Genomic DNA, 26,356 nt, shown 5'->3' on the forward strand with positions numbered 1-26,356 from the left:
CCGCACAATACCTTGCGGTTCAGAGGTGAACCACCACCTCATTCCCCTCGGCTTTCACCACTACACCCCACTCGCTGCCCGCATGTGAACCACCTTTTACGCCGCTCACCTTCTGTACGTTGCGCAAGCACACCGACCAGTTTTGCGCGTCTCCCGCGCCGGTAAAGGTCACGATATCTCCCCGACGTGACGCCTTCAGCGTAAACGCCACGGAGCCGTCCGCCGCAGGCACTTCGCTCACCGCCGTTGCGCCATCGTCCAGGTTAAACAGCTGGAAGGCCGTCCCCGTGTTCCACGCGTAGTCCGGCTTCTGGTTATTGTTGCCCAGCGCCAGCAGGGTGTTGTCGCGCACGTAGACCGGCAGGCTCATGAAATCGTGCTGCTGCTTATGCCAGCGGCTGCCCTGAATTTCGTCGTTGTGCCACAGGTGCGTCCAGCGGCCTTCCGGCAGATAGAACTGCACGTCGCCCGCCTCGGAGAACACCGGCGCGACCATCACCGCATCCCCCAGCATGTACTGGCGGTCGAGATAATCGCACGCCGTATCGTCCGGGAACTCCAGCATCATCGCCCGCAGCATCGGCGTGCCGAACTCGCGGGCCAGCGCCGCCTGACGATACAGATACGGCATCAGCTGACATTTCAGCTGCGTAAAGTGGCGCACCACGTCGCAGGACTCGTCGTCGTACGCCCACGGCACGCGGTAGGATTTGCTGCCGTGCAGGCGGCTGTGGCTGGAGAACAGCCCGAACGCGCACCAGCGTTTGTAGACGTGCGCCGGTGCGGTATTTTCGAACCCGCCGATATCGTGGCTCCAGAACCCGAAGCCGGACAGGCCAATCGACAGCCCGCCGCGCAGGCTTTCGGCCATCGACTCATAGTTGGCGTAGCAGTCGCCGCCCCAGTGCACAGGAAACTGCTGCGCCCCGACGGACGCGGAGCGGGCAAACAGCACCGCCTCTTCTTCTCCCACCGTCTCTTTCAGCACGTTCCACACCAGCTCGTTGTAGATGTAGGCGTAGTGGTTGTGCATTTTCTGCGGATCGGATCCGTCAAACCACTGGACGTCGGTCGGGATACGCTCGCCGAAGTCGGTCTTGAAGCAGTCGACGCCGATATCTACCAGGCCTTTCAGCCTGTCGGCATACCACCGGCACGCGTCCGGGTTGGTGAAGTCATAAATCGCCAGCCCCGGCTGCCATTTGTCCCACTGCCACAGGGAGCCGTCCGGGTGCCTGAGCAGGTAGCCCTTCTCTTTCAGCTCACGGAAGATCGGGGATTTCTGGCCGATGTACGGGTTGATCCACACGCAGACCTTCAGCCCTTTCTCCTTCAGGCGGCGGATCATCCCTTCCGGATCCGGGAAGGTCACCGGGTCCCACTCGAAGTCGCACCACTGGAAGGCCTTCATCCAGAAGCAGTCGAAGTGGAACACGTGTAGCGGCAGGTCGCGCTCGGCCATGCCGTCGATAAAGCTGTTTACCGTCGCTTCGTCGTAGTTGGTGGTGAACGACGTGGTCAGCCACAGGCCGAACGACCAGGCAGGCGGCAGCGCCGGACGCCCGGTGAACCGCGTATAGCGGTTCAGCACCTCTTTCGGCGTCGGGCCGTCTATCACGAAGTACTCCAGATATTCCCCTTCCACGCTGAACTGCACTTTGGAGACCTTCTCGGAGCCGACTTCAAACGAGACGTTTTCCGGATGATTCACCAGCACGCCGTAGCCACGGTTGGTCAGGTAGAACGGGATGTTTTTGTAGGACTGCTCGGTGCTGGTGCCGCCGTCGCGGTTCCAGGTTTCGACCGTCTGGCCGTTGCGCACTAGGGCGGTAAAGCGCTCGCCCAGACCGTAGACCGTTTCCCCCACGCCCAGATCCAGACGTTCGAATACGTAATTGCGGTCGGCGTTGGTATCCTGCACGTAGCCGTTGTTTTTCAGCTGGCTGCCGGTGATGCGCTGTCCGTCGCGCAGGAAATCCAGCGCCCAAAACTCGCCTTTGGTGACGCGCACGCTGACGCTGCCGCTTTTCAGCTCGGCAAACTCGGCGTTGTTCTCAATCTCTACCTTCACGTCTTTCAGAACGTTAAGCGGATAGTGCGGGCCGTTGTTTAGCGCGCCCTGGAAGTGCTCGATGCGCACCCCGACAATCCCTTCCTGCGGGGAAAACAGGCGCACCGTGAACATCAACGTGTCGAGCTGCCAGGTGCGTTCGCGCACGTCGCGCGGCGCAACAAACACCACCAGGTCGTTGCCCTGCTGCTCCACGTCGAACACCTGAACCGGATACGTCACGTTCAGGCCCGGTTGAATAAGCCAGTTTCCATCACTGATTTTCATGCTCTCGTCCTCTTAGTTCTGCAATTCTTTGCTGACCGGCAGGTTTTCAAACTCCTGCTGATTGCGGCGCGCGCCCTGCGCCAGCTCGCCCAGGATTTTGGTCAGGAAGGGGGTTTTCAGCGTGTAGTAGCGTTTAGCGATGATGGCGCTCAGTACGTAGCAGACCGCCGGGGCCAGTGTAAACAGGCCGATAATGATGCTGATGGTCGCGCTGTTCTGAGTTTTGGCCGCCGCGTCGTAGCCGCCGCCGGCCAGCATCCAGCCGATCATCGCCCCGCCCAGCGCCAGGCCGAGCTTCAGCACGAACAGCGTGCCCGCAAAGCTGATGCCGGTCAGGCGCTTGCCGTTGGTCCATTCGCCGTAGTCGACGGTATCGGACATCATCACCCACTGGATCGGCGTCACCAGCTGGTGCAGCACGCCGATGACGAAGATAAAGGCGAACATCAGCACGGTGGCGTGCATCGGGATGAAGAACATCGCCACGCTGACCACCGCCAGCGCGGCGTTGGTCCACCAGAAGATGCTGACCTTGCACTTCCAGTCGGTGAGCGGCTTCGCCAGCGCGGAGCCGATCAGGTTGCCGACGCAGTAGGTGGTGAGGAAGGCGACGAACACCTCCGGCGAGCCCATGATCCAGGCGCAGTAGTACATCATCGCGCCGCCGCGCACGCAGACGGCGAGGATATTCAGGATGGTGAGCACGCCGACGATGCGCCACTGGTCGTTGTGCCAGATGTCGCGCAGATCTTCCCGCATGGAGGTGGTGCTCGGCGGCACCTTGATGCGCTCTTTGGTGGTAAAGAAGCAGAACGCCAGCATCAGGAACGCGACCACCGACAGCACGGCGATCCCGCCCTGGAAGCCGAACGCCTTGTCGTCGCCGCCAATCAGGTTCACCAGCGGCATCATCAGTACCGTGGAGAGCATGCCGCCCGCCGTCGCCAGCACAAAGCGCCAGGACTGAAGGGAGATACGCTGCGTCGGGTCGTTGGTGATCACGCCACCCAGCGCGCAGTACGGGATGTTCACTACGGTATAGAGCAGGGTCAGCAGGGTGTAGGTAACGGCGGCGTAAACCATTTTGCCGTTGAGGCTGAGATCCGGCGTGGTGTAGGCCAGGACGCAGACGATGCCGAACGGGATGGCACCAAACAAAATCCACGGACGGAACTTTCCCCACCGGCTGCGGGTGCGGTCGGCAATCAGCCCCATGCACGGGTCGGAGATCGCATCCAGCGCGCGGGCCAGCAGGAACATGGTGCCGACGAACCCGGCGGGAATGCCGAAAATATCGGTGTAGAAGAACATCATGTACAACATAACGTTATCAAAAATGATGTGGCTGGCGGCATCTCCCATGCCGTAGCCAATCTTCTCTTTTACTGACAATACTTCGCTCATTTTTTTATCCTTCACGCTGTAGGGGGCGCTGAGACCGGTTGCATTGGTTTTAAACCATTGTTTCAAAGGCGGGTATTGCGTTTTCTGGTTAGCAGATTACGTTTCTTGTTTTTTGTGATCGCGGTAAATACTGGTGAGCACGAAAGGCTAACCTGAGGATTTTCTTAAGAATTAACTGAAACAGGGGGGTACAGGTCAAAAGAGAGGTGAAAAAAGTGTGCGGGGGTATGTGGTAAATGCCTGAAAGTAGCTATAATGCGCCCCGCCTCCATGTAGCAATGCAGGCGCGGAAGATCGTCATCTCCGGTGAGGTGGCTGGACTTCAAATCCAGTTGGGGACGCCAGCGTTCCCGGGCAGGTTCGACTCCTGTGATCTTCCGCCAAAAATGCTAAACTCTCTAATGCTAATTATTAAAAGTTTTTAAAGAGGGAATAGCGTGTCGAAACCAATACCAGCGTGTGAACACCTACTGAATTTTTTTTCCGCAGTTATAGAATATATTTATCAATTAATCCAGCTACTAAATGATTTTGGGAAACTCTCAAGTAATTACGGATCATTGGTTGCAGCACTAATAGTGGCATTGACATTATTCTTTTTCAAAGAATTCGTTAAACCCCCACCGAAATTATCAGGTGTCTTTTATATTAAATCCGTTACTACAGAATCAGCTAAAAACTCTTATAGAGATATGGTTCTCTATCATACATTTATATTATATTCGGATGGTTCTTCGATTGATGGCACTTCGGAAAAAACTGCCGAAAGTGCAATAAAAGAAGGAGACTGGATTTATCCTGCTCAGAAAAGACTTCGTGGAAAGATAAGTGGAAAAATTGAAAGAAGATATCTTCGACCTCATGAAATACACTTGCATATTGTTGAAAACGGTAGCAAACGTGAATCATCTCATTACATTAATCTCCGATATAAAAAGAAGGGATTATTTCAAGGGCAATTTTTTTCGAGCGCTGCTGACTCAAAAGGTACCATTATATGTAAAACAACACCTTTCGAGGAATATCCTAAAAAGTCTTCGCCTTCCAGATATGCATAGTTTATTTAATTATTGTAGGGTATATTTCCTGAGCATATAATGCTCGGGACGTAACAAGGGTGAGCCATCTTTCGCTTTCTTTTAGAGGCTTAGGTCTGAGTAGCATTGCTGCAATGAACGCTTTTTCCTCAAAAGAAATTAAATTCAATTCCTTATGGTATACAGCAAAACATGCAGCCTTACATCCATAAAGCCCTGAGCCAAAAAATGCATTATTAAGATAACACTTCATTATTTGGTGTTTTGTAAAAAATCGATTTATGACAATAGAAAGAAACATTTCATATAATTTCCTGGTTAAAGTTATATCTTTAAAACCAGTTATAGTTCGCACCATTTGCATATCAATTGTACTTGCACCACCATGTTTTCTTTTTATCAGAAACTTAAAAGCCTCTCTAGCAACCGAGATAAAGTCAACACCATTATGTTTTAGAAAACGGCGGTCTTCTAAAGCCATAACAAAATAATCCAACTCATCGAAGTAATCATCCATACTACTTTCAGGCATAAAATATGCGATCTTATGAAAATCATTTGTTATTTTTTTCTTAATTCTCGTAATTTTAACAAAACTAGAAATAAAATTAATTACATTCATGTAATAACTATCGTCCTTTAGAAATTATTTCTCTTTCAGAAAATTCCTTCTTCAGCCGCCATGGCATCCAACTGCTCCTTTAACTTTAATACCGGATCAATACACATCTTAAACTGCGGAGACTGCCCACCGCCTTTTGATTTTTTGGCGCGATATGATTGACCTTGAGGCCGCCTATCCATTTTCTCTAACACACAGGAGACCACCTAAACCTCCTGTACTAACAACGCTCCGATGTGCAGGCTAGCCTCACCAATTACCAGAGAGTTGATTATGGCTGATTCGCATTCTACCCCAGACACCGGCCAATCCGAAACCGAGCGTTCGTTAATTGTGGGATACCGCCCGAATGTTTTCGACAAATCCACGCCGAAAATCATCCTTTCCGACAAGTGGCTGCGCGCGGCAGGGTTTGAAACCGGGCAGCAGGTCACGGTGAAGGTCATGAAAGGTTGCATCGTTCTGGTGGCGTATAACGAGCAGGAGCAGAGGTTGCAGGATGATTATAAACGGACGAAAGCAAAGCTAATTGAGATAGAGAACGCGCTTGTAGCGATCCAAACTCCGCGTGCTGGAAAGCGCCTCGCAAAATCAAATACAAACCACCTAGCTTAGCGGCTGTTTCTGGCATACTACCTGCCTGGTGCATTAGATGTGGAGGCGACATGGCAGATAAAGACGTAATCCAATCTCCGGCAGGCGAATTGGTTATGTTTGCCAGTGATGATGGAACTGTTCGCATCACATGTCGCTTCGAACATGAAACGCTGTGGCTGTCGCAAGCAGCCATTGCGGCTCTTTATCAGGTCACTCCTCAAGCCATTACTCAGCATATTAAAGCAATTTACGAAGAGGGTGAGCTTGAACAAAAAGCAACTTGTAAGGCTTACTTACAAGTTCAGCAAAAAAGCGGCTGATGAAAAGGCGTGCTCAGAATTCATTGAGTTTGAAAAAAAGCAGCGCCTGCTGAAAGAAGCCGAGGGTGAGAAAGATATTGTCGGCTTATTAAAATGGAATAAGCAGGCTAAGCGCTAATCCCGGTATTCCTAATCAGCTTCATATGCAGCAACGGAAACGGATTCCCCTGCCCGTCCACTTCCGAGCGTCCGACCTGCTCAAACCCCATATGGCGATAAAATCCCACGCCCTGCGGGTTCTGCTCATTCACGTCCACCTCGTTCGCGCCAAACTCTTCGATGGCGTGTTGCAACAGCAATTTCCCGACGCCCTTCCCGCGGCTCGCGTCGTCAGCAAACAGCATTTCAATGCGGTTTTCATCCACGCCTAAAAAGCCGTGAATAACGCCTGCGTCATCGCGAGCGATCACGACCTTGAGATTAGGCAGATAGGCGTTAAGCAATAGCGGGCGCAGCGCCGCAATATCGCTTTCCTGTAAAAAGTGATGGGTGGCGCGAACAGAGGATTCCCAGATCGCGACCAGACGTTCGAAGTGTGTGGGGTGTGCGGTTTCAATTTTCATGGGTGGATCATGATTGGAAGACCGAACTATTTCAAGCCACGCTTTGCGGTCTGTTCCCCCCCTCACCCTAGCCCTCTCCCTCAGGGAGAGGGAACTGACCGTGCGGTTTTTCATCCCCTACCCTAATCTCCATCACCGCGTACACCCCATCCTTCGGCACCACCACGGTGACGTTTTCCACCGGCACGCCGGCCGCGAGGTGGATATCCTGCAGCTGCTGTAACGACCTCGGGTAAATATCTTCCCAGCCGATCCCCCGCAGCACAAAGTCAATTTGCGGGCTGCTGGTGAGCATGTTTGACACAATCACCGCCCCGCCGGGCTTGACCAGCCGCAGGGCGCGCTGGAGAAAAATCACCGCGTCGGTATCGTTGAAGTATTCGAAAATCCCCAGCGCGTCGACCAGTTCGGCCTGCTGCTCGCCCAGCTCCAGCAGCAGGTCCTCGTTACGCACCAGCGTATGGAGCAGGTTGCGCCTGAGCAGGGTCAGCTGTTCCCCCACCACAATCCCTTCCTGCGCCGCCATGGTTTCGGCCCAGCTGAGCGCCACCGGGTCTTTGTCCACCAGCGTGAGATACACCCGCTGGCCGTCGAGCTTTGCTTCGCGCAGCGCCTCCAGCACCGGGATGGCGGCCCCGCTCGCCAGGCTGACCCAGTTATTCTCGCTTTCATTATGAATGTACTTATCCACCAGCGCGGCCAGTACCCGGGCGCGGGAACGCACGCCAATCGCATCGTTAGCGTGGATAAACCACTGGCGGCTGTCGCTGTCCATTTTCGTGCCGTCGGGCAGGCGGTCCTCCAGCGGGTTTTGCACCACAAACAGCGCCAGCGCGGAGGGCACCAGCCGGGTTCGCCACGCGGTGAGCGCCGGACGGTTGCGGAAGGCCTGTTCGGAATAGCGGTTCTGCGGAACAAGCACGGCCTGCCCCCCTTCGTCGTATTCCACCCTCGGCGGCCGGAGCGCTGGCTCGGCTTTCAGGGCGCGGTCAAGGGAGGCGATCTCACGGGCAGCGTCGTCTTTCATCGGCCACTGGTCGCTGACGTCGGGAAATGACGCGCTGAAAATCGTCATATTTTCCGGAGCATCGCCGCGAAAAGGCTGCCAGTTCATGTCGTCTTCCCTCCGTTGGGCTTTTAACGGAAGTCTATCCAGGCGAGCCAGTAATACCCTACGAAGAAAGCACGAAATAGGTGCATCAGTTCTGCGACGTGCGCCATACCCCCGGCGTGCAGCCGTACTCGGTCTGAAAATGACGAATAAAGTGGGCGCAGTCGCTAAACCGCATCCGCCGCGCAATATCCGTCACGCTTTGCTGAGAGTGTTTCAGCAGCCAGCAGGCATAGCGCAGCCTGGCGCTGCGAATAAATTCCCGCGCCGTTTTGCCAAACTCGGCGTGAAACAGGCGGTTGAGCTGACGTTCGCTCAGCTTAACGTCCTGCGCGAGCCTGGCGGCGTTCAGCGGGTGAGTAAGATACTGTTCGACGGTCGTCACCGCCCTGCGCAGCCGTGAATCAGGTATCATGGCGATATTCGCGGGCAGCGGCGTGGCGGCGTCATGCGGAGGAAGGGACAGCCGCCGGGAGGTAGTGGCCGCAATGTCGTCCCCCCCGTGGGCGCGGATCAGCGCCGTTACCAGGGTGAGCGTTGAGATCCCGCCCGGGCAGGTCAGCACATCGCCTTCGTCGATAAAATCGAGGCCTTGCTCGGCATAAACCTGCGGAAAACGTTGCGTGAAAACGTCATGGTGATGAGGATGAATCGAGGCGCGGCGCTCGTTCAGTAAGCCTTCCTCCGCCAGAATAAAGCTGCCGGTACCAATACCAATCAGGGGAACGTTGTTGTGATGAGCATCCGTGAGAAACGCTCTGTCGCCACGGTGTCCCTGGTGAAGATGCTCCAGACCTCCACCAATCACCGCAATATAGTCAAAGTCGCCGGGCGGCGCATGAGCGGCCTCGGGCCGCACGCTGAGCCCTGAGCTGCTCACTACCGGTAAGTCGGGATAAGTGCTTATCAGGCTGAGTTTAAAACGTATTTTCTGGCTACGCTTCTGGACGCTGGATGCAATACGTAACGCCTCTATCAATCCTGAATATGCGAAAAGCGAGAAATGGGGCCACAGGAGTAACCCCATATGCAGAGATTTATTCCGTGCAGGCGTCATTCTGACGCTATCATCAATTATATTTTTCATTAACTTGCCGAAGAATAATTACATTATCGCAACATTATTGTTGCTGTTATATTTCCCTAATATAGGTGCTGGCTGTTAAATCAAGCATAAATGATGCACGCAAAAACTTAAAAACATTTCTCCCTGCTGCTATCCGTTTTTTGACGTGTGGCACACATAGGTCGGCAGCGTTCCCAGAATAAATAAATAATTCTCATTCTGCTGTTTCTTAATACGCATATAAATATTCTTATTCGGATAGATAAAAAATAAGGGCTCGTACTTCTCCAGCCAGCTGTCGCTGATGTTGTCGTCCGGAAATTTCATATTGCGTATGGACGTCAGATTATAGACGCTGTCTTTGCGCTCAATCTGAAAGAAAACTTTGCGATTCAGGGTCTTCGTGGGATCGCTTTTCAACCGGCCATTCATACTGAGTATTCCGCTGTTACCCTCCACGGTGTAATTCAGCCACAGAGAGAGCGTTTCATCACGGTGATGCTGAATAAAGTTCGCCTGACAGGAAAAGGGCTGGATGTAATGGCGATGCCAGAGGTAATACGCCGCCACGACAGCCCCCATCAGCAGGCACAGGCAAAGCGCAACAAGCGTTTGACGGTAGCGAACCATACTAGCGATCCTCTATAAAATAATCGGACATACAGCGGTTGGGTTCCGTCATCGGCCTGTCACAGCGAATGACCGATGCACGGGGCAGCAGGATGTAGCCGCTGACGTAAACCCAGGGATAGTTCGCGCACTGGTCCTTAAACGGGGCGGCATAGGCCAGGGCTTTATCCCTGTCGCGCTGCGTTTCAATATCGCGAGAAAAATAGAGCTGACATTCGCCCATCTTCATCGCGAAGCGGTACCCGTCGACGAAATAGCTGTCATGCAGCAGGTTATGGCTGATAACGCTCGCGCCAGCCAGCATCAGCAATAGCACCAGCGCGCCCGGCAGCCAGAAGCGGCGTATCGGGACCGGTGGGGCGGCGGTCTCTTCGCAGACATCCGGAGCAGCACGTTCTTCCTCTTCAGCCTGCGGCTGCGTCTCTTTAACGGTGATTTGCGTATCGCTTGCGAGCGTCAGTCCAATGCGCGGGATAGTGACAATCGGATCGGTTTCAAACCCCACCTTCTTCAGCCCTTTACGCAGAATAGAAATGTTCTGGTAGTAGGTATTAGGCGAAACCAGCATCCCCCGGCGCTGCCAGACAATATCCATGCACTCCTGTTGAGTCACAATACTTCCGACTCTTTCTATTAATAACAACAAACAGCGCCCCGCCGGGGAATTTAATACCACCACCCGGTCAGGATTGTTGAGATCGCGTAATGTGCTGGCCGCTGGATGAAACTCTACCAGGCCATTAATAATGTAATGCTTATGCATAGAATGGGCTAAATACCTCCGGTCAACGCCTGTTGCTCCAGTAGATTCCCTTCACCGTTAACCTGCGTATCCCTCGCCTGTGTAAGGATTAATGTGACGGATAAATGCGCAACTGTATATCCTGGCGCCTGGCGAAAAATCTTATTTTTCCTTTCTCTTTATCTGACCCATCTGAAGTTTTCTTAACCGCCATTTAAAGCCGTCTTGACACTGACAAAACTCGACAAAGGCGCCCGTTGAACGCTTCAGCCATCATTGTCTGAATTATTCAGCGTGCTTAATTAGTTTTTTTATTAAAAAGCAGAGAGGACGCGCTCTGCCAGCGGGTTTCGAAATTACGACCAATTCGAAAGCTGCCGTTTTAATTAACAATTTCAGTGCGAAACTGTTAGCCACCGTCAGTAACAACCCGCGTCTCATGACGTACCCAGACTATTCCCTTACAAAACATTTATTAAAGCTAACTTTTCAATAAAAACTACCGGTATGATTATTTACAGGCAGATAAGCAAAAGCCGGTTCAGCGAGGAGAAATTGACGCTACACCTAAACCGTACTTAAAACAAATTAAGATTAATTCAGGTTACCTCTTTTACGCCCTGAGTATAGTGGGCTCACACCGTGCAATGCTTAATTGCTTCGAAAATACAGGCATCGATCTGCCAGACAGACGAGTCTTATTACAATTATAAATCGAGGGAATGACATGGCGAATAAGCTCAACAACACACGTCATTTAAATATCGCGCTATTGGGTGGAGATCACTTTGCGCGCCAGGGGATCGCCGCGTTATTAAAAAATATTGTCCCGACTATGCAGATTACAGCATCGATCGATAATTACGCGGAGATCGAAACAATACTCTCGGCCGCACCGGTAGACGTGATTTTTTTATCCGGCATGGAGAAATATCACGCGGGATATGACTGCCTGAAATATATCAGGAAGATGAAAGCCCTTTATCCCGACGTACTTATTTGCATGTATTCAGCACCGGCAAATTCCTGGCTGTGGATACGCGGTGAAATAGACGCCTATCTCTCGCTGCAGGACCCGCTTTATCACTGGCGAGCCAGCGTATTAAAAATGGTCGATAGCCGTTATCGCCCACTAAAAAAACCCACGGCGTTATCGCTGACGCCGGGCGAATGGAGGGTATTGAAGGAACTGCGAAAGGGTCTGGATATGCGTTACATCGCCGAAACAGAGCAGCTTTCTTACCGTCGTGTCAGCGCGTTAAAAAGCTCAGCGATAAGAAAACTAGGGCTCAGGAACAAGACAGATTTGCTGGTCTTTTTAACCAGTTAGACCTGCTGCTCTCAGAGCAAATCTCGACATAACACCATCATGGAATCAGGACAATGAAAGCTCAATTCAAAAATAAACCGCTGCTCGCGATCGCTATTGCGGCATTACTGCCAGCAGGCTCGGCGCTGGCTGCCGGCACCAGCGGCGGCACGGTGAACTTTAGCGGCAAAGTGGTGACCTCCGCCTGCGCCATCAGCGCAGGAAGCGCCAACATTGACGTGGATATGGGTGAAGTGCGTACCGCAACGCTGGCAACCGCCGGCAGCGAAGCCAGCACGGCAAAAGCGTTTGCCATCACCCTGGAAGATTGTGAAATCGCCGATACCTCAGCCTCTACGGATGAGAACCCGATTGCCGCCACAACCGTGGCCGTCACCTTCACCGGCACGCCGGACGGTTCCGATGTTAATAGCTTGTCCGTCGGGGCAAACGGCAGCGCCAACTCTGCGCAAAACGTGGCTATTCGCCTTTATGACGAGCAGGGCAACGTGGTGAAGCTGGGTGAACCTGCTTCGGCCATCCCTCTGCGTAAGGGTGCCAACACCCTGAACTTCAGCGCGAAATATTACTCGCCGAAGGGCGGCGCCACCGCGGGTGATGCCAGCGCCGTCGCGACCTACACCGTGACCTATTCGTAATCTTCAGGCCCGGTCTGCGAGCCGGGCCTGTCTTAGCTTTCAGGAGAAACACTATGCGCGTAAACACATGGATTTGCCTGGCGGGCGCGTTATGTTCCTCCGCCGTCTCTGCCGGCGGCGTGGGGCTGGGCGCAACGCGAATGGTCTACTCCAGCGCCACCAGCCAGGCCATGATGCAGGTGAGAAACACCCATCCCGACGCCACGTTCCTCATCCAGTCATGGATGGAGAATGAGAAAGGCGAACGCACCAACGACTTCGTGATCACGCCGCCGCTGTACGTCATGAAGCCGGCCAGCGAAAGCGCGGTGAAAATCATGTTTAACGGCAAAGCCCTGCCAGCGGATCGGGAGACGCTCTACTGGATGACGGTCAAAGCCATCCCACAGCAGGCGAAAAGCGGCGCCGGGAATACGCTGCAGTTTGCTTCGGCTAACCGCATCAAGGTCTTTTATCGCCCGGAAGGACTCAGTGAGACCCCGGGAGAGGCGTGGAAAAAACTGGCCGGTGCCTATCGCGCCGGAAAAGTCACGCTCAGCAACCCCACGCCGTACTACCTCACCACCATCAACGTGAAAATTGACGGTATGCCGGTGCAGCCGGTGATGGTCCCCCCAAAAGGCAGCGTGACCCTGGCCGAAACCTTCAGCCATGCGGGCAGCATGAGCTATCAGACCATTAACGATTACGGGGCATGGACCCCCGCCACGCGCGCGTCGTTATCCCAGTAATAAAAACAGTAAGGCGTGACCACGTGAAAATAAAAATCCTGTGCGCCACGGTGCTCTCCCTGGTGATCCGGCAAGCCGTGGCTGCTGAAAGCGAGCTGCAATTTAATCCCGCGTTCCTCAACGGCGAGAGCGCAAACAGCGCCGATCTCGCCTGGGTCAACGCCGGGAGCGCGTTGCCGCCGGGTGATTACAACCTCAACGTGTATATCAATACGAATTATGCGTTCACGGGTAACGTCACGTTCCGCCTTGCTGAAGACAGCACGGGTGAAGCGCTGCCCTGCCTCACGCCTGAACAATTCGCCGCGCTGGGCATCGATAGCCATCAGGCGAAGGGCGGCGACCTGCCGCTGGCGCAGCGCTGCATCTTCTTAACGAAGGCGTTTGCGGATACGCAGTTTGATCTGGACCAGAAGACGCTCACCCTGAGCTTCACCGTACCGCAAAGTGCGATGCGCAATTTGCCGCGCGGGTACGTCAGCCCGGAAAGCTGGGAGGCGGGCATTCCTGCCGCGTGGCTGAATTACGTGGTGAATGGCTCGAACAATGAGTATCGCGGCGAGACGCGCACGCGGGAACAGCAGCTGTTTGCGAGCCTCAACAGCGGCGTCAACCTGGGCGCGTGGCGGCTGCGTGATTTCACCACGTGGACCAAAGACAGCAATGAGCTCACCCACGTGCAGACCTGGCTGCAGCGCGATATTCACGCCCTGCGCGCGCAGGTATATGCCGGGGAAACGTACACCTCGGCGCAGGTGTTCGACTCCGTCGGCCTGCGCGGTATCGCCCTGAAAACCGATGACAACATGCTGCCAGCCAGCCTCAGCGGCTATGCGCCTGAAGTCCGCGGCATCGCGCGCAGCAACGCCACGGTCACGGTTCGCCAGAACGGCAACATCATCTATCAAACCTCCGTCCCGCCGGGGGCGTTTGTGCTGAAAGATCTCTATCCGACCTCCTCGGGCGGCGATCTGGCGGTCACCATTCAGGAGAACGACGGCAGCAAAACGCAATACACGCTTCCCTTTGCCAGCGTGCCGAACCTTGTGCGTAACGGACAGGTGAAATATGCCTTCGGTGCCGGCAAGTACCGTCCAACGGGCAATCAGGATGCGCCCTCTTTCGCGCAGGGCGAGCTGTTCTACGGCTGGCGATACGGCCTGACGTTTTACGGCGGGGCGCAGTTTGCCGATCGCTATAACGGCCTGGCCCTCGGGTTTGGGCAGAACCTCGGCCGCTTTGGCGCCTACTCCATCGACCTGACCCACGCCCGCAGCCAGCTGGCGGACGATCGGCACTATACCGGTGATTCGGTGCGCCTGCGCTACAGCAAGCTGCTGAACGACATTGGCACGCGGGTTAACTTCTTCTCCCTGCGCTACTCCACGAAAGGGTTTTATACCCTCAGCGACACCACGTACAAAGGGATGTCGGGCGGATCGCCAAAGCAGACGGTGGAAGACGATGGCACCGTCACCACCCAATACGACACCGTGTACAACCTGCGCATGTCGCGCAAGGCAAAAAACCAGCTGCTGCTGTCGCAGCCGATGGGACAATACGGCTCGCTGTCACTGTCGTGGGATCAGCAGACCTACTGGAACACGTCAAATACCACGCAAAGCCTGCAGTTTGCGTGGAACGCCACGTTTCGCAACGTGTCGCTTGGCGTCAGCGTCCAGCGAAGCTCGAGCCTGTATGACGACAAGAAAGATAACATCCTGTCGATGTCGATTTCGGTCCCGCTGGGCAACCCGACGCTGTCGACCCGCGCGCGCTTTACCACAACCCATGCAGACTCCACCGGCACAACCACCAGCACGGGCGTGAGCGGCTACCTGCCGGGCCAGGAAAACCTGTTCTATAGCGTCAACCAGCGCTACAGCTCCCGACAGCACTACGGCGGCGATGCCACTCTGCAGTACGAAGGCGCGTGGGGAGACTACAACCTGGGCTACAGCTACGCCAGCGACTCCCGCAACCTCAGCTACGGCATCAGCGGCGGCGCGGTAGTGCATGAAGATGGCCTGACGCTGAGCCAGCCGCTCGGGAACACCAACATTCTGGTAAAAGCCCCGGGGGCCAGCAGCGTCGCCGTGCTTAACCATAAGGGCATCAAAACGGACGGCCGTGGCTACGCGGTGATCCCGTACGCCACGCCGTATCGCGTTAACCAGGTCGCGCTGGACGTGACGACCGCCGGCAACGACGTGGAGCTGGAAAACGCCATCGCCAACAAAACGCCTACCGACGGTGCCCTGGTTCGCGCCACCTTCACCACGCACCAGGGGGCAAAAGCGATGTTTATCGTGCGTCACGGCAACGACGTGCTCCCCTTCGGCACGCTGGTCTCGCTCGATGATGACAAAACCAGCGGCATCGTCGGCGATGGCGGCAGCCTGTATCTCTCCGGTTTGCCCGAGAAGGGCACGCTGAACGCCGTGTGGGGCCGCGGCAGCCGCCAGCGCTGCGCCATTACCTACGCCTTAAACAAGCAGCACTATAGCGCCCGCACCGGTCTTTATTCTCAGGAGGTGGTATGTCAGTAACGCTTAGGATCGGCTGCATTGCGCTGCTGCTGGTTTTCACGCTCCCCGTTCGCGGCTACGACGTGCTGGTCTCCGTCACCGGCAATTTGATCGGCAACACCTGCGTGGTAGCGCAGGACTCCGGGGAGCAAAACGTGCCGCTGGGCACCATTGGTATTAAACAGTTCAACCGTGCCGGGGCCGTGAGCAATATCAAAACGCCCTTCACGCTCAGGCTTGAAGCGTGCGGGCCAACCTTTGCTGGCGTAAAAATTCGCTTCAGCGGTACGCCGGATGATGTCAACCCGCAGCTGCTGAAAATTGCCGACGGTGGCGCTACCGGCGTGGCGGTGCAGATCCTCGATAAAGAGAGCGTACTCATTCCCCTGAATACAAAGACCGCAGCGTACGGAACCGCGGGGGATGACAGCGTACAGATGACCTTCTACGCGCAGCTGGTTGCCACCGCTACGCCGGTGAGCGCCGGTGATGTGTCAGCCCTCGCCACCTGGACAACGGAGTATCTATGATGCGTTTAGCGTTTCTTCTCGGCGGATTACTTTTCTGCGCCAGCGTGCAGGCGCTGGACTGGAAATCGGACATTACGCTCTCCCCTCAGCCGATGACCTACAGCGGGCCAGCGGACTCCGTAGTGCCGGGCAGCATTATCGGATCGACCTGGAGCGCCACCGCCAGCGTGCAGCAGGTGTTCTGGTGCGGGCTTATTTTTACCTGCAGCAAAGGCACGCTGCAGCCCAGCAGCAGCGCCATCTCAAGCGGTTCGACGGTCACCGTCGACGGCGTAAACTACACCATTTTTGAGACCGGCGTACCGGGCGTGGGGTATATCATCGGGCTGAAGGATTTTAAGAGTACAAAATATATTCCCCTGCAAACCGGTATCACGCAAAGCTACCCGGCAGAGGGCACCAGTGGGTTTGCCCAGGATCTGGGCTGGTCTGCAAAGGTCACCTTTATTAAAACCGGTGCCGCCCTGAAATCCGGCGTCTATAACATCCCGACCATCAACGCCGCGGTGCTCACCGCCTATAACAACGAAACGAAAACGGCGCAGGTGATTATCAGCCCGACCACCATCACGGTGACCGCCAGCGGGTGTACGGTCGGTAGCAAAAACGCCAGCGTGGCGCTGGGCACCATTGATATTCGCACTCTGCCCACGGTGGGAAGCACGTCGCCATCGGGAACGTTTACCGTCGGCCTGACCTGCGACGCGAACGTGGCGGTTCACGCCGTGATGACCGATCAGACCACGCCGTCGAACACCTCGTCGGTGGTGACGCTGACCGGAGACTCCACGGCGTCCGGCGTTGGGGTGCAGTTTTTCTACAACGGCAGCGGGCCGCTGACGATGGGGCCGGACAGCTCGGCCGCGGGTGCGACCGGACAGTTCTTTATCCAGAGCACCACGGCGGCGCAGACGCTCACGTTACCGTTCCAGGCGCAGTACATCCGAACCGGCGAACTGGTCCCCGGCTCGGCCAACGCGCTGGCCAGCATTACGTTTTCCTACCAGTAGGGGCTATTGCTTCACCCACACCAGCTGGTCAACCCGGAAGCCCAGGCTGCGCGCGGTGTTCAGGTAATCCTGATTCACCGCATCCGGAATGGTTGGCGTGCGCGACAGGATCCACAGGTAGTCGCGGTTCGGGCCGCTGACCAGCGCGTACTGGTACTTATCGTCCAGCCTGATTACGTTGTAGCCGCCGTAGAACGGGCCGAAGAACGACACCTTCAGCGCGGCCGTGGTTGGCTCGCCGGTGAAGTACGCTTTGCCTTCGCTCTCGTTCCACTTGTTCTTCACCGGATCGTAGCCCCGGTTGAGCACGCTAATACCGCCGTCGCTGCGCTTGCCGTAGGTAGCGGTTACCTGTTCCAGCCCGCGCTCAAAGCGGTTTTCCAGACGGGCGACTTCGTACCATTTGCCGAGATAGCGGCTGGCTTCGAAGTTGGTGATAGGCTGCACGCCTTTCGGTGGCGTAGGGGATTTACAGGCGACCAGCGTCAGCGCAATGGCAACACCGGTCACAACAGGCCATAGCTTCATGAGAATTCCTTTCATTTGCACGGTTGGATGTTAAGTGTAGTGCACCGTTTCGGCGCTTCATCCCGTTCGGGAAAATTCGTAGTATATTGAGAGTATTCCTCCACTCTGGACACGGACATGGCTTACTCCATCGGCGAATTCGCCAGACTCAGCGGCATCACCGCCACCACCCTGCGGGCGTGGCAGCGTCGCTACGGTTTACTTAAGCCAGAGCGCACGGAAGGCGGCCACCGCCAGTACAGCGATGAGGACGTTCAGCAGGCCCTCAAAATCCTCGACTGGGTAAAAAAAGGCGTCCCGATCGGCCAGGTCAAACTGCTGCTGGAACGCCCAACGCCGGGACGGACCAACAACTGGCAAACCCTGCAGCAGAACATGCTGCAACGTCTGCAGGACGGCAAGGTCGAGTCCCTGCGCCAGATGATTTACGACGCCGGACGCGAGTACCCAAGGCCGGAGCTGGTCGCGAACGTGCTGCGCCCGCTGCGCAGCCAGGTCTCGGCCAACGTCGCCGCCGCCATGACCCTGCGCGCGGTCCTCGACGGCATCATCATCGCCTACACCTCGTTTTGCCTCGAGGGTGATAAAAAAGCGCCGGGCGATAACATTCTGCTCAGCGGCTGGCACCTGAACGACCCGTGCGAGATCTGGCTCGAAGCCTTAACGCGCACCGGGCAGGGCCACCGAATCGACATCCTGCCGGTTCCGCCTGACGCGCTGGCACCGGAAATTTTCCCGGAGCGTAAATGGCTTCTGGTCACCAGCGGCAAACTCACCGCCGGGCGGAAAAAACAGGTGGAGCAGTGGCAGCAGCAGGTATCCGCTTGAAGTGATTATCCTCTGATAATTTTCTCCTGCGGGAATCTTCACGAAAAGTTGAATATTTTCCCGCGCCGCAGATGCTAACGTTTTCCTGTGACGTATAACTCAACAGGAAAACACCATGAAAAAAACTGCCCCTCTGCTGATCCTGGCCTCGATGGCCTTTGCCCCTGCCGCCTTTAGCGCCCCTGCCGGCACGCTGAGCGTCCACATTCTCGACCAGCAAACCGGGATGCCGCCATCAGACGTGACCGTTACGCTGGAGAAACAGCAGCAGGACAAATGGGCTCCGATTGCCAGCGGCAAAACCGACCATGACGGACGCATCAAATCGCTCTATCCGCAGGATCAGGACATGCAGCCTGGCGTGTATAAAGTGACCTTCAAAACCGCAGAGTACTTCCACGGCAAAAAGCTGGACACCTTCTTCCCGGAGATCCCGGTGCTGTTTACCGTGACCCGTACCAACGAGAAGCTGCACATCCCGCTTCTGCTGAGCCAGTACGGTTACTCGACCTACAAGGGCAGTTAATACGCATTGATTCTAAAGGAATAAAAAAAATAGTTCCGCGAATACTTGGACAAATTAGTCATGTTGTGTAAGTTTTAATTATATGAACGGGAGGACTACACCATGACAACGAAACCTGTGCTCGGTATTAGCGGATGTTTGACCGGATCCGCCGTTCGCTTTGACGGCGGACACAAGCGTATGGGCTTCGTCATGGATGAGTTGGCCCAGTGGGTCAATTTCAGGCCCGTCTGCCCGGAAATGGCCATCGGCCTCCCGACGCCTCGCCCGGCCATACGCCTGACGCTGACGGAAAGCGGCGAAACGCAGCTCCGTTTCAGCAAGCCGCCTCATGATGACCTCACGCAGAAAATGGCCGACTTTACGGCGGACTATCTGCCAAAAATCGGCGATCTGTCGGGATTTATCGTCTGTGCAAAATCCCCAAGCTGCGGCCTGGAACGCGTGCGGCTGTACGATGAAAACGGCAACCGGGGCCGCAAGGAGGGCGTCGGGCTGTTCACCGCCGCCCTTCTTGAAACCTACCCGTGGCTGCCCGTCGAGGAAGACGGTCGGCTGCACGACCCGGTGCTGCGGGAAAACTTTATCGAGCGGGTATTTGCCCTGCACGAGCTAAACACGCTGCGTAAAAACGGACTCACGCGCCGCGCGCTGCTGGACTTCCACAGCCGTTACAAACTTCAGCTGCTGGCGCACCATCAGGCGGGCTACCGTGAAATCGGCCCGTTCGTTGCCTCGCTGCACGAGTGGGAAGACCTGGACGCCTTCTTCGTAGCGTACCGGGAAAAGCTGATGACCATCCTGAAAAAACCCGCCTCGCGGAAGAATCACACCAACGTGCTGATGCATATTCAGGGGTATTTCCGTAACCAGCTGAACACCCGCCAGCGCGGCGAGCTGCGCGACGTGATCCTGCACTATCGCAACGGACAGTTGCCTATTCTCGCCCCGATCACGCTGCTGAAGCACTACCTGGCCGAATACCCCGACCGGTATCTGATGACGCAAAACTACTTTGATCCCTATCCTGATGATTTGGGTCTGCGTCTGGCAGTCAAGTGATCATAAAAATGCGAAGGCCCCATTGACCCATAGAGGCCCAAAGCAGTACCCCGTTTAGACGACATCCTCACTGTCGTCTCTTTTTTTGCATTTAACCTCAAAGACTGTGATTATATACAGGCTTATTCTGCGAAAGGGGCCTGCCTGTGATCAACACCCTGCACATTCAAAACTACCGCTCCATCCGCGAGATGTCGCTGGAGCTGGAGCAGCTTAATATCGTCTTCGGGCCGAACGGCACCGGAAAATCGAATATCTACAAGGCGATACATCTGATGCACAGCGCCGCGCAGGGGCAGTTTTCCCAGGCGCTGGCAAACGAGGGTGGCATTCTGAAGGTGTTCTGGGCAGGCAAAACCCGCAGCGACCAGCTGCGGCGGATGAACCTCGCGGTGGAAACAGAGACCTACGAATACGAGCTGCAGGTCGGGTTTGTGGAGAAGCTGCCCTATCCCTCGCAGTTTCAGCTCGATCCGGTGATCAAAGAGGAGTCCATCTGGCTGAGCGGCCAGCACCGTCGGCCCTCGTCACAGCTGATGAAGCGTAAGAACCAGGCGGTGTTTCTGAACAACGTGCATCACGAGAAAGTGACCCACAGCGGCACGCTATACGAGAACGAATCGGTGTTCGGGCAGCTCGGCGAACCGCACCTTTACCCGGAAGTGTCGCAGATGCGCGAGTCCCTGCGTAACTGGCGCTTTTATCATGAGTTTTCTGTATCAATAGGCTCGGCGATGCGCGCCCCGCAGGTCGGTTTCCGCTCCCCGGTGCTGGCCAGCGACGGTGCCAACCTGGCGGCCGCGTTTCAGACCATCGTGGAGATCGGCGACGAGCTGCTGCTGATGCGCATTCTTGACCAGGCCTTTCCCGGCTGCGTGTTTTACAGCGACAACACCGGCGGGCATTTTCGCATGATGATGCAGCGCGAGGGGCTGAGCAGACCGCTGGAACCAGCGGAGTTCTCCGACGGCACCCTGCGCTTTCTGTGCCTGGCTGTGGCGCTGCTCAGCCCGCGCCCACCGGCGTTTATCGCGTTGAACGAACCGGAAAATAGCCTGCACCCGCAGATGCTGCCCGCCCTGGCGAGCCTAATCGCCGAAGCCAGCCGCTACTCGCAGATCTGGCTCACCAGCCACTCGCCGGAGCTGGCGAAGTTGATTGAGAAGCAAAGGTCGTTTTCGCTGTATCAGTTGTCTATGGTGGAGGGGGAGACCAGGGTGGAGAGGCTAGGGTAAGCCGCATTCTCTTCCTTTGAAGCCCAATAAAATGAAATTTTCATTTTTTCTCTTTCACCTGCAGGGACTGCCCCCCTCCAATGATGAACCCTGCGCCTACAGAGATTTTGAGCGCAGTAATCAAGTCGCTCCACTTGAAATCAAAATCATTAAGGAAGAGATACGAGGCCGCTGCAATTAGCAGACGGCCTGCAGCCATGGTGATAAAGAGGCCTGACATCCAGAGTAATACCAGTAATAAGAAAAGTTTTAGTCGCGGATTAATCATCATATACCTATTACAATGGTCAGGTAATCTACTGCAGATCCGTCTCCGCAATCCTTTGATAACTCGAGCAATGGGTAAGAAGTCCACACCAAGAGAGGCCATATATTTCAGTGCTACACGGTGCTGATCATACATTTTGGCACCGCAGGTGCTCGGACTTAAGCCGGCACATTATTCCCGCCTGAACAGTTCCTCTTCTCCCTTATTCAGCTTGTCGAATTAATACGTCGATGTTAGCCCCGAAGCAAGCAGCCCTACGATATCATCCAGCGAGTTATTCTCAACAACAACTCTTTTCAACGCAGGTTCTATGGCGAACACTATTTTTCGCTATTCCTTCTGTTAGTTACAGCTGTTTTCGCCTACTGCTCTTCCGACCAGGCAATTTTTTTCCCCGAAGCGCCTTTTTCTCCCGATCATGCTACTGCTCCTCAATCACAAGAGGAACTAATGTTTTATCATCGAATATGAAGACCGCAGGTTGTCAGGTGACCTAACTATTCATAACCATCGAAATAAGAAATGAGTTTCCAACATGTTAATGATCATAACCCCAACCCTTTGCCCAAGGCTTTAACCTTGCAATAAAAGTCATCTATATCAAATAAATAGCTCCATGCGTCATTTTCACTTAACAATGAAACTTCATAATTATTATTTATTTTCCCGATGTAAATTTCGGGAAAATCAGTGCCTCGGCAACCAAACCTAAGGCAATGAGATGACCGATACTCAAACATTAAGTCAATTAATTCATCATTCTCTGTATCCAGAGACTCATAAAATTCAGCTACTTTTTTTGCTATAAAGCATTCTTCAGTCAAGTCTGAAGGAAATTTTTCCTTCCTGATTACCTGTTCATTGTCTATTAGCCACCCAACTAAATTATGTAAGTCTACGTACCCTGCATATAGAGTGTGTGTTTTTTGTTCACTTACTGAAATTTCAATAAGCTGTGGTTCATTATAAAAACAAACGTTTTTTGAAGTAATATTTAGCTTGTTCATTACAATTTACCTTTTATCATTTTGTTGTATTCGACTTTACTAATATCACCACGAGATAATAGCTCTCTCAAAACCTTTGGTGGTGCCTCATTGCCAGGGATCGGATAACCATGCCACCCCCCTACATTATCTGGTTGAAATTCATAAACCTTCCCATCCGTTACACCATAACGTTGCTTACCGCCTTGGATTGAGTTATTTAAAACCTCTTGCGCTTTGCTGTCGCTCAAATCCATTGGGGTTCCCCAGCCACCAGCAGCATGTTTAGGGCTAGGAACGTATTTATTATCCTCTGATAAATACGCCAAATCATCCTTATTTGGCCCATCTGGGATCGGTGTAACAGTGGTATTGCCGCCAGTATCCGGCACACCGTCTGTGTTTCCGGTATGTGTCGCACCCTGACCAGAAAGCTGATTGTTCCCCGTATGCGATGGGGTATTTCCGGTAGCGGTCTGATTGCCACCTGTATTTGTTGGCCCTGAGTCAGCAATTTGATCACCACCTGTATTGGAGGGGCCATACTTACCTTCCAGCAGCCCCAGATACTTGCTGGTAATATCATCATTGCCCATCATTTTCAGGGTGACCAGATGATCCAGCTCTTCAGCAGAGATCTTATCCGCTATTTCCTTCGCAACAATCCCGGTAATGCCCGCTTTTACCCCAATTTCCAGTAACTGTTCGGCGACTTTGGTACGGCAAGGAGCTGCAATCGCACATCCTTCTACCAGAGCCTTACCAAAGAAGTTATTCTCAACACTGTTCTTCCCGGCACTGGCTCCAGCCGCCGCACCAGCCGTATTTCCCCCGGCAATTCCGCCTGCTATGCCCGCTGAAACAGATGCCAGCGTACTCACGGTCTGCTTCTGCTCTTCCGTCAGTTTCGACGGGTCTGTGTCCGGATAGAACTGTCTGGCGATTGCTGTCGCAATCAGTTCGCCGGATGCGGCCCCCACAGCACCCGCTGCGGCACTGTTGCCCTGAAGCGCTGCGGTTACGCCGCCGAGGATAGCATGGGCAATCGCTTTTGCCGCCGTGTCGTCATTAATGCCTGCACGGTGACCGATAATGTACGCCAGCTCCGGTGCTGACGCGCCCGCCAGCGCCCCTCCGATATTGCCGCCCGCCAGTCCCTGAAGAGCTGCCGTAGCTGCCTGGATGCCGCGCTGCATGGCGCTGCCGGTTCCGTACGTCACCATCACGTTTTTGTATGCCTGGGTATCTCGCAGTTTCGCCAGATAATCCTGGCGCTCTTTTTCCGTCGCATTTGCGGGGAGTGTTGCGCCGGATACTTTCTGGGCCGCCTTCAGCCCGTTCAGGTCACCCTGCGTCCTGGCAATATCCGCCACCTGGCTGCCAATGTCGCTGATCATCCCAACTGCGTTCAGGCGGTTCTGCTCTTTCTCCTTGTCGAAGATTGGGCTGATGCTGTCGTTGGCATGTTCGGTGTCGCGGCTCAGATCGGCCACGTCCTGCTTCTGGTTTGCCTTGTCACGGATAGTGAGGGAGCCCTCTGCCACCGCGGCCTGTGTGGTGCCTTCCTTATGGCCTTTATTACCCGCAGCGGAGATCATGCCGCCCGGCAGGTTGCCCTGGAATTTATCCCCGAAGCTGCCGCCGCCGCTCAGGCTGATACCGGAGTGCGAGGTTTTAAAGTCCGCTTCGTTGTGGATATCGCTGAAGCCCAGCGTCCCGGTATCGAGGCTGTTTTTGTCCGGCGTGGCGGTGGAGGCGATAACCGCGCCATCAAGCTGGGTGTGATGCCCCACGGTGATGTCGAAGCCGCCGTCCCCGGCATACAGCCCGGTCTGTTCGGCTACCGAATCAAAGCGGCTCTTCATCTTGTCCTGGCTGGCGTTGATATAGCCTGAACCGGACATGGTGCCGAAGGTGAAGCTGCCCCCGGCCGCAACGCTGGTCTGCTTGCTGTCGTAGTCGCTGTTGTTCTGCTGGCTGCGCATCAGCAGGTCGTGACCAACGTCTGCCACGATTTTATTGCCGTTAACCTGGGCGCCATCAAGCACGGTGTCGTGCCCGCTTTTTAGGGTGACGTTTTTACCGCTGTCGATTGTGGTTTCGGTCCAGTCGGTACCGTTGCCTTTATCCTTGCCGTGCGCGGCGTTAACGTTGGCAAACACGCTGATACCCGCACCGCTACCTCCGGCACCGATGCTCACCCCAATACCGCCACCGCTGCTGCTGTTCTTGCCGCTGGTTTTTTGGGTATTCGCCGCGCCGGACAGCAGAATGTCGTTCTGTGCATCCAGCGTGGTATCGCCCCCGGCTTTCAACTGGCTGCCCGCAATCACGATGTCGCCGCTGTTTGCACCTTTGTTTTTGCCGTTCGCGGTGATGGCAAGATTGTTGCCTGCGTTCAGCGAGCTGCCTGCCACCGCATCACTCTCAGCATGCTGCTGTGATTTCGACTTCTGGGTCGTCAGCGAGAGGCTCACACCCATTGCGTTCGGGTCGCCGGTGGTTGCCGCCATATCCGCTGCCTGCCCGGCCTGCACGCCGGACAGCACCGTTTTGGTGGCCTGAAGGGCTTTCAGACGGCCATCACTTTGCTCTTTGGTCTCCTGCGCCGCGCTCACGGCATTGTTAATAGCGCTACCGACGGTGCCGGAGAGCGCCACGGTGAGCCCGCTTTTCTTCTGCTCGAAGGTTTCATCCCGGGTGCGCCTGTCGTGCCCCGGCTCGATGATGACGCTGTCGCCGCTGAGGCTTAAATCCTTCCCGGCGATAAGATCCGCGCCGCCGATGTGGGCCTGGTTTCCGGCAGAAATCGCGACGTTACCCCCCGTCGAACCCACCGTACTGAAGCTCTGGCTCTGGGTGGTGCCCTTCTCACGGAGATCGTGCGTGCTTTTGCTGCTGCCGATGGTGAAACCAATCCCGCCCGAGCCCATCAGGCCGGATTTTTTCTCTTCCTTAAAGCGCCAGGAGGTGTCGCTGTTCGTGGCTGCCACGATATCGACGTTGTTGCCCGCCTTAAGCTGCACGTCGCCATCGCCCGCCACGGCGGAACCGTTCACCAGCAGGTTATTGCCCGCAACGACCTGCACGTTATCGCCGCTCAGCAATGAGCCGGATTCACGCGTCGCGCTGTCCTCCTCGATGGTGTGGGTGGTTTTCTTGCTGAGGAAACCTTTCTTAGTTTTGGTCTGCTCTTTGTAGTGATAATCGCTTTCGGTTGCGGTATTGAGATTGACGTCGCGGCCTGCCGCCACGCCGATATCGCCCTTCGCCGTCACCTGCGCGGCTTCGGTGGTGACATCGCGTCCGGCGAGGATTTGGGTATTCGCCCCGCTGGCGATCTCGGTTCCCTGCTGGCGAACCGACTCGTTAATAACGGTTTTCTTGCCTGACCTGTAGCTGTCGCCCTGCGTGGTCTCTTCCGCAGCCAGATTCACGTCGCGACCCGCCTGCAGCCCGACGCTTTTCTCCGCCGCCAGCGCGGCGGCCTGGGCGTTGATATCCTGCCCGGCCTTCAGGACCAGGTTATCGCCTGCGGAAATCGTGGTGCGGTCGAGCCCGGTACTGTGGGACTCGCTTTTCCCTTTCCGGCTGCTTTCGCTTGTTTGCTCCGCGTTCAGGTTCAGGTCGTTGCCCGCGCTCAGCCCCGCGCTGCCGCCCGCCTTCAGGTCGCTGGCGGTCACGTCAAGGTTGTGCCCGGCATTCACCAGCAGGTTGCCGCCCGCG

25 protein-coding genes, 1 tRNA gene and 1 pseudogene are annotated in these 26,356 nt (G+C 55.3%); 14 read left to right on the plus strand and 13 right to left on the minus strand.

The annotated features are described in order from the left end of the window. Positions 1-19 precede the first annotated feature (19 nt). Positions 20-2,338: an alpha-xylosidase gene (yicI, locus tag LA04_RS12555; RefSeq protein WP_047651805.1), complete on the minus strand. Its 2,319-nt coding sequence runs from the start codon at positions 2,336-2,338 to the stop codon at positions 20-22. Positions 2,339-2,350: 12 nt separating this feature from the next. Next, on the minus strand, positions 2,351-3,742 hold the full coding sequence (locus LA04_RS12560; protein WP_047651832.1) for a glycoside-pentoside-hexuronide family transporter: 1,392 nt from the start codon (positions 3,740-3,742) through the stop codon (positions 2,351-2,353). 288 nt (positions 3,743-4,030) lie between these two features. Between LA04_RS12560 and LA04_RS12565 the strand changes: the two genes are divergently transcribed. After that, positions 4,031-4,125: transfer RNA gene (locus tag LA04_RS12565), tRNA-Sec, on the plus strand. A 54-nt stretch (positions 4,126-4,179) separates the two neighbouring features. Further along, on the plus strand, positions 4,180-4,800 hold the full coding sequence (locus tag LA04_RS24420) for a hypothetical protein (protein WP_152594369.1): 621 nt from the start codon (positions 4,180-4,182) through the stop codon (positions 4,798-4,800). 1 nt (position 4,801) lies between these two features. Here LA04_RS24420 and LA04_RS12570 read toward each other — a convergent pair whose 3' ends face one another. Both LA04_RS12570 and LA04_RS24800 read right to left on the minus strand, forming a co-directional pair. Beyond that, entirely contained in the window at positions 4,802-5,401 is a 600-nt protein-coding gene (locus LA04_RS12570; RefSeq protein WP_047651806.1) for a biosynthetic peptidoglycan transglycosylase, read from the minus strand. Positions 5,402-5,436: 35 nt separating this feature from the next. After that, a complete protein-coding gene (locus tag LA04_RS24800) occupies positions 5,437-5,595 on the minus strand; it encodes a hypothetical protein (protein WP_200882526.1) in 159 nt (52 codons plus the stop codon). 79 nt (positions 5,596-5,674) lie between these two features. Here LA04_RS24800 and LA04_RS12575 point away from each other — a divergent pair, with 79 nt between their 5' ends. Beyond that, positions 5,675-6,016, plus strand: coding sequence for a SymE family type I addiction module toxin (locus LA04_RS12575; protein WP_047651833.1), 342 nt, complete (start codon positions 5,675-5,677; stop codon positions 6,014-6,016). 50 nt (positions 6,017-6,066) lie between these two features. Beyond that, positions 6,067-6,309, plus strand: a pseudogene (locus LA04_RS23605) (hydroxyacid dehydrogenase); the annotation flags it as partial. A gap of 116 nt (positions 6,310-6,425) precedes the next feature. Here LA04_RS23605 and LA04_RS12585 read toward each other — a convergent pair. The 5 genes from LA04_RS12585 to LA04_RS12605 form a co-directional block, all read right to left on the minus strand. Continuing rightward, complete coding sequence (locus LA04_RS12585; RefSeq protein ID WP_047651810.1) at positions 6,426-6,881, minus strand: acetyltransferase; 456 nt, start codon at positions 6,879-6,881, stop codon at positions 6,426-6,428. Between the two features lie 67 nt (positions 6,882-6,948). Further along, positions 6,949-7,995: a class I SAM-dependent methyltransferase gene (locus LA04_RS12590; protein WP_047651811.1), complete on the minus strand. Its 1,047-nt coding sequence runs from the start codon at positions 7,993-7,995 to the stop codon at positions 6,949-6,951. Between the two features lie 85 nt (positions 7,996-8,080). Further along, on the minus strand, positions 8,081-9,019 hold the full coding sequence (locus tag LA04_RS12595; protein WP_081957698.1) for a GlxA family transcriptional regulator: 939 nt from the start codon (positions 9,017-9,019) through the stop codon (positions 8,081-8,083). Positions 9,020-9,208: 189 nt separating this feature from the next. Then, positions 9,209-9,688, minus strand: a complete 480-nt coding sequence (locus tag LA04_RS12600) for a hypothetical protein (protein WP_023309865.1) — start codon at positions 9,686-9,688, stop codon at positions 9,209-9,211. Between the two features lies 1 nt (position 9,689). Next, complete coding sequence (locus LA04_RS12605) at positions 9,690-10,451, minus strand: winged helix-turn-helix domain-containing protein (protein ID WP_047651813.1); 762 nt, start codon at positions 10,449-10,451, stop codon at positions 9,690-9,692. Positions 10,452-11,157: 706 nt separating this feature from the next. Between LA04_RS12605 and LA04_RS12610 the strand changes: the two genes are divergently transcribed. Genes LA04_RS12610 through LA04_RS12635 form a run of 6 tightly spaced genes read left to right on the plus strand, consistent with a single transcriptional unit; the run spans position 11,158 to position 17,197 of the window. After that, positions 11,158-11,760 carry a helix-turn-helix transcriptional regulator gene (locus LA04_RS12610; protein WP_047651815.1) on the plus strand — a complete coding sequence of 201 codons (603 nt, stop codon included), beginning with the start codon at positions 11,158-11,160 and terminating at the stop codon, positions 11,758-11,760. A gap of 53 nt (positions 11,761-11,813) precedes the next feature. After that, a complete protein-coding gene (locus LA04_RS12615; protein ID WP_047651816.1) occupies positions 11,814-12,398 on the plus strand; it encodes a fimbrial protein in 585 nt (194 codons plus the stop codon). Positions 12,399-12,451: 53 nt separating this feature from the next. After that, positions 12,452-13,129: a fimbrial biogenesis chaperone gene (locus tag LA04_RS12620; protein WP_047651818.1), complete on the plus strand. Its 678-nt coding sequence runs from the start codon at positions 12,452-12,454 to the stop codon at positions 13,127-13,129. Between the two features lie 23 nt (positions 13,130-13,152). Beyond that, on the plus strand, positions 13,153-15,678 hold the full coding sequence (locus LA04_RS12625) for a fimbria/pilus outer membrane usher protein (protein ID WP_047651819.1): 2,526 nt from the start codon (positions 13,153-13,155) through the stop codon (positions 15,676-15,678). Further along, a complete protein-coding gene (locus tag LA04_RS12630) occupies positions 15,669-16,187 on the plus strand; it encodes a fimbrial protein (RefSeq protein ID WP_047651821.1) in 519 nt (172 codons plus the stop codon). The genes LA04_RS12625 and LA04_RS12630 overlap by 10 nt, the downstream gene beginning before the upstream one ends. Next, positions 16,187-17,197, plus strand: a complete 1,011-nt coding sequence (locus LA04_RS12635) for a fimbrial protein (RefSeq protein WP_047651836.1) — start codon at positions 16,187-16,189, stop codon at positions 17,195-17,197. Before LA04_RS12630 ends, LA04_RS12635 begins: the two co-directional genes overlap by 1 nt. Before the next feature lie 3 nt (positions 17,198-17,200). Here LA04_RS12635 and LA04_RS12640 read toward each other — a convergent pair whose 3' ends face one another. Beyond that, the gene (locus LA04_RS12640; RefSeq protein ID WP_047651822.1) at positions 17,201-17,725 is read right to left on the minus strand and encodes a lipocalin family protein; all 525 of its coding nucleotides are present in this window, start codon (positions 17,723-17,725) and stop codon (positions 17,201-17,203) included. Between the two features lie 117 nt (positions 17,726-17,842). Between LA04_RS12640 and LA04_RS12645 the strand changes: the two genes are divergently transcribed. The 4 genes from LA04_RS12645 (at position 17,843) to LA04_RS12660 (ending at position 21,376) form a co-directional block, all read left to right on the plus strand. Then, a complete protein-coding gene (locus LA04_RS12645; protein WP_047651823.1) occupies positions 17,843-18,553 on the plus strand; it encodes a MerR family transcriptional regulator in 711 nt (236 codons plus the stop codon). 115 nt (positions 18,554-18,668) lie between these two features. Next, positions 18,669-19,079, plus strand: a complete 411-nt coding sequence (gene uraH, locus LA04_RS12650) for a hydroxyisourate hydrolase (RefSeq protein WP_047651824.1) — start codon at positions 18,669-18,671, stop codon at positions 19,077-19,079. Positions 19,080-19,181: 102 nt separating this feature from the next. After that, entirely contained in the window at positions 19,182-20,141 is a 960-nt protein-coding gene (locus LA04_RS12655; RefSeq protein ID WP_047651826.1) for a YbgA family protein, read from the plus strand. 146 nt (positions 20,142-20,287) lie between these two features. Then, the gene (locus tag LA04_RS12660) at positions 20,288-21,376 is read left to right on the plus strand and encodes an AAA family ATPase (protein WP_047651827.1); all 1,089 of its coding nucleotides are present in this window, start codon (positions 20,288-20,290) and stop codon (positions 21,374-21,376) included. A gap of 40 nt (positions 21,377-21,416) precedes the next feature. Here LA04_RS12660 and LA04_RS12665 read toward each other — a convergent pair whose 3' ends face one another. The 3 genes from LA04_RS12665 to LA04_RS12675 form a co-directional block, all read right to left on the minus strand. Further along, positions 21,417-21,647 (minus strand): hypothetical protein, encoded by a 231-nt coding sequence (locus LA04_RS12665; RefSeq protein WP_047651828.1) that lies wholly within the window; start codon positions 21,645-21,647, stop codon positions 21,417-21,419. Between the two features lie 542 nt (positions 21,648-22,189). Next, positions 22,190-22,651 (minus strand): hypothetical protein, encoded by a 462-nt coding sequence (locus LA04_RS12670; protein WP_047651829.1) that lies wholly within the window; start codon positions 22,649-22,651, stop codon positions 22,190-22,192. After that, a partial coding sequence (locus LA04_RS12675; protein WP_200882525.1) for a hemagglutinin repeat-containing protein occupies positions 22,651-26,356 on the minus strand: 3,706 nt, incomplete at its 5' end. The genes LA04_RS12675 and LA04_RS12670, both read right to left, overlap by 1 nt.

Source organism: Enterobacter sp. UCD-UG_FMILLET (assembly GCF_000762975.1).
Taxonomy (GTDB): Bacteria; Pseudomonadota; Gammaproteobacteria; order Enterobacterales; family Enterobacteriaceae; genus Enterobacter; species Enterobacter dykesii.

Bases quoted from the DNA above. Each gene is read 5' to 3' on its own strand.
- yicI (WP_047651805.1), bottom strand. From the start codon at position 2,338: ATGAAAATCAGTGATGGAAACTGGCTTATTCAACCGGGCCTGAACGTG.
- LA04_RS12560 (WP_047651832.1), bottom strand. From the start codon at position 3,742: ATGAGCGAAGTATTGTCAGTAAAAGAGAAGATTGGCTACGGCATGGGA.
- LA04_RS12570 (WP_047651806.1), bottom strand. From the start codon at position 5,401: ATGAATGTAATTAATTTTATTTCTAGTTTTGTTAAAATTACGAGAATT.
- LA04_RS12575 (WP_047651833.1), top strand. From the start codon at position 5,675: ATGGCTGATTCGCATTCTACCCCAGACACCGGCCAATCCGAAACCGAG.
- LA04_RS12585 (WP_047651810.1), bottom strand. From the start codon at position 6,881: ATGAAAATTGAAACCGCACACCCCACACACTTCGAACGTCTGGTCGCG.
- LA04_RS12590 (WP_047651811.1), bottom strand. From the start codon at position 7,995: ATGAACTGGCAGCCTTTTCGCGGCGATGCTCCGGAAAATATGACGATT.
- LA04_RS12595 (WP_081957698.1), bottom strand. From the start codon at position 9,019: ATGGGGTTACTCCTGTGGCCCCATTTCTCGCTTTTCGCATATTCAGGA.
- LA04_RS12600 (WP_023309865.1), bottom strand. From the start codon at position 9,688: ATGGTTCGCTACCGTCAAACGCTTGTTGCGCTTTGCCTGTGCCTGCTG.
- LA04_RS12605 (WP_047651813.1), bottom strand. From the start codon at position 10,451: ATGCATAAGCATTACATTATTAATGGCCTGGTAGAGTTTCATCCAGCG.
- LA04_RS12610 (WP_047651815.1), top strand. From the start codon at position 11,158: ATGGCGAATAAGCTCAACAACACACGTCATTTAAATATCGCGCTATTG.
- LA04_RS12615 (WP_047651816.1), top strand. From the start codon at position 11,814: ATGAAAGCTCAATTCAAAAATAAACCGCTGCTCGCGATCGCTATTGCG.
- LA04_RS12620 (WP_047651818.1), top strand. From the start codon at position 12,452: ATGCGCGTAAACACATGGATTTGCCTGGCGGGCGCGTTATGTTCCTCC.
- LA04_RS12630 (WP_047651821.1), top strand. From the start codon at position 15,669: ATGTCAGTAACGCTTAGGATCGGCTGCATTGCGCTGCTGCTGGTTTTC.
- LA04_RS12635 (WP_047651836.1), top strand. From the start codon at position 16,187: ATGCGTTTAGCGTTTCTTCTCGGCGGATTACTTTTCTGCGCCAGCGTG.
- LA04_RS12640 (WP_047651822.1), bottom strand. From the start codon at position 17,725: ATGAAGCTATGGCCTGTTGTGACCGGTGTTGCCATTGCGCTGACGCTG.
- LA04_RS12645 (WP_047651823.1), top strand. From the start codon at position 17,843: ATGGCTTACTCCATCGGCGAATTCGCCAGACTCAGCGGCATCACCGCC.
- uraH (WP_047651824.1), top strand. From the start codon at position 18,669: ATGAAAAAAACTGCCCCTCTGCTGATCCTGGCCTCGATGGCCTTTGCC.
- LA04_RS12655 (WP_047651826.1), top strand. From the start codon at position 19,182: ATGACAACGAAACCTGTGCTCGGTATTAGCGGATGTTTGACCGGATCC.
- LA04_RS12665 (WP_047651828.1), bottom strand. From the start codon at position 21,647: ATGATGATTAATCCGCGACTAAAACTTTTCTTATTACTGGTATTACTC.
- LA04_RS12670 (WP_047651829.1), bottom strand. From the start codon at position 22,651: ATGAACAAGCTAAATATTACTTCAAAAAACGTTTGTTTTTATAATGAA.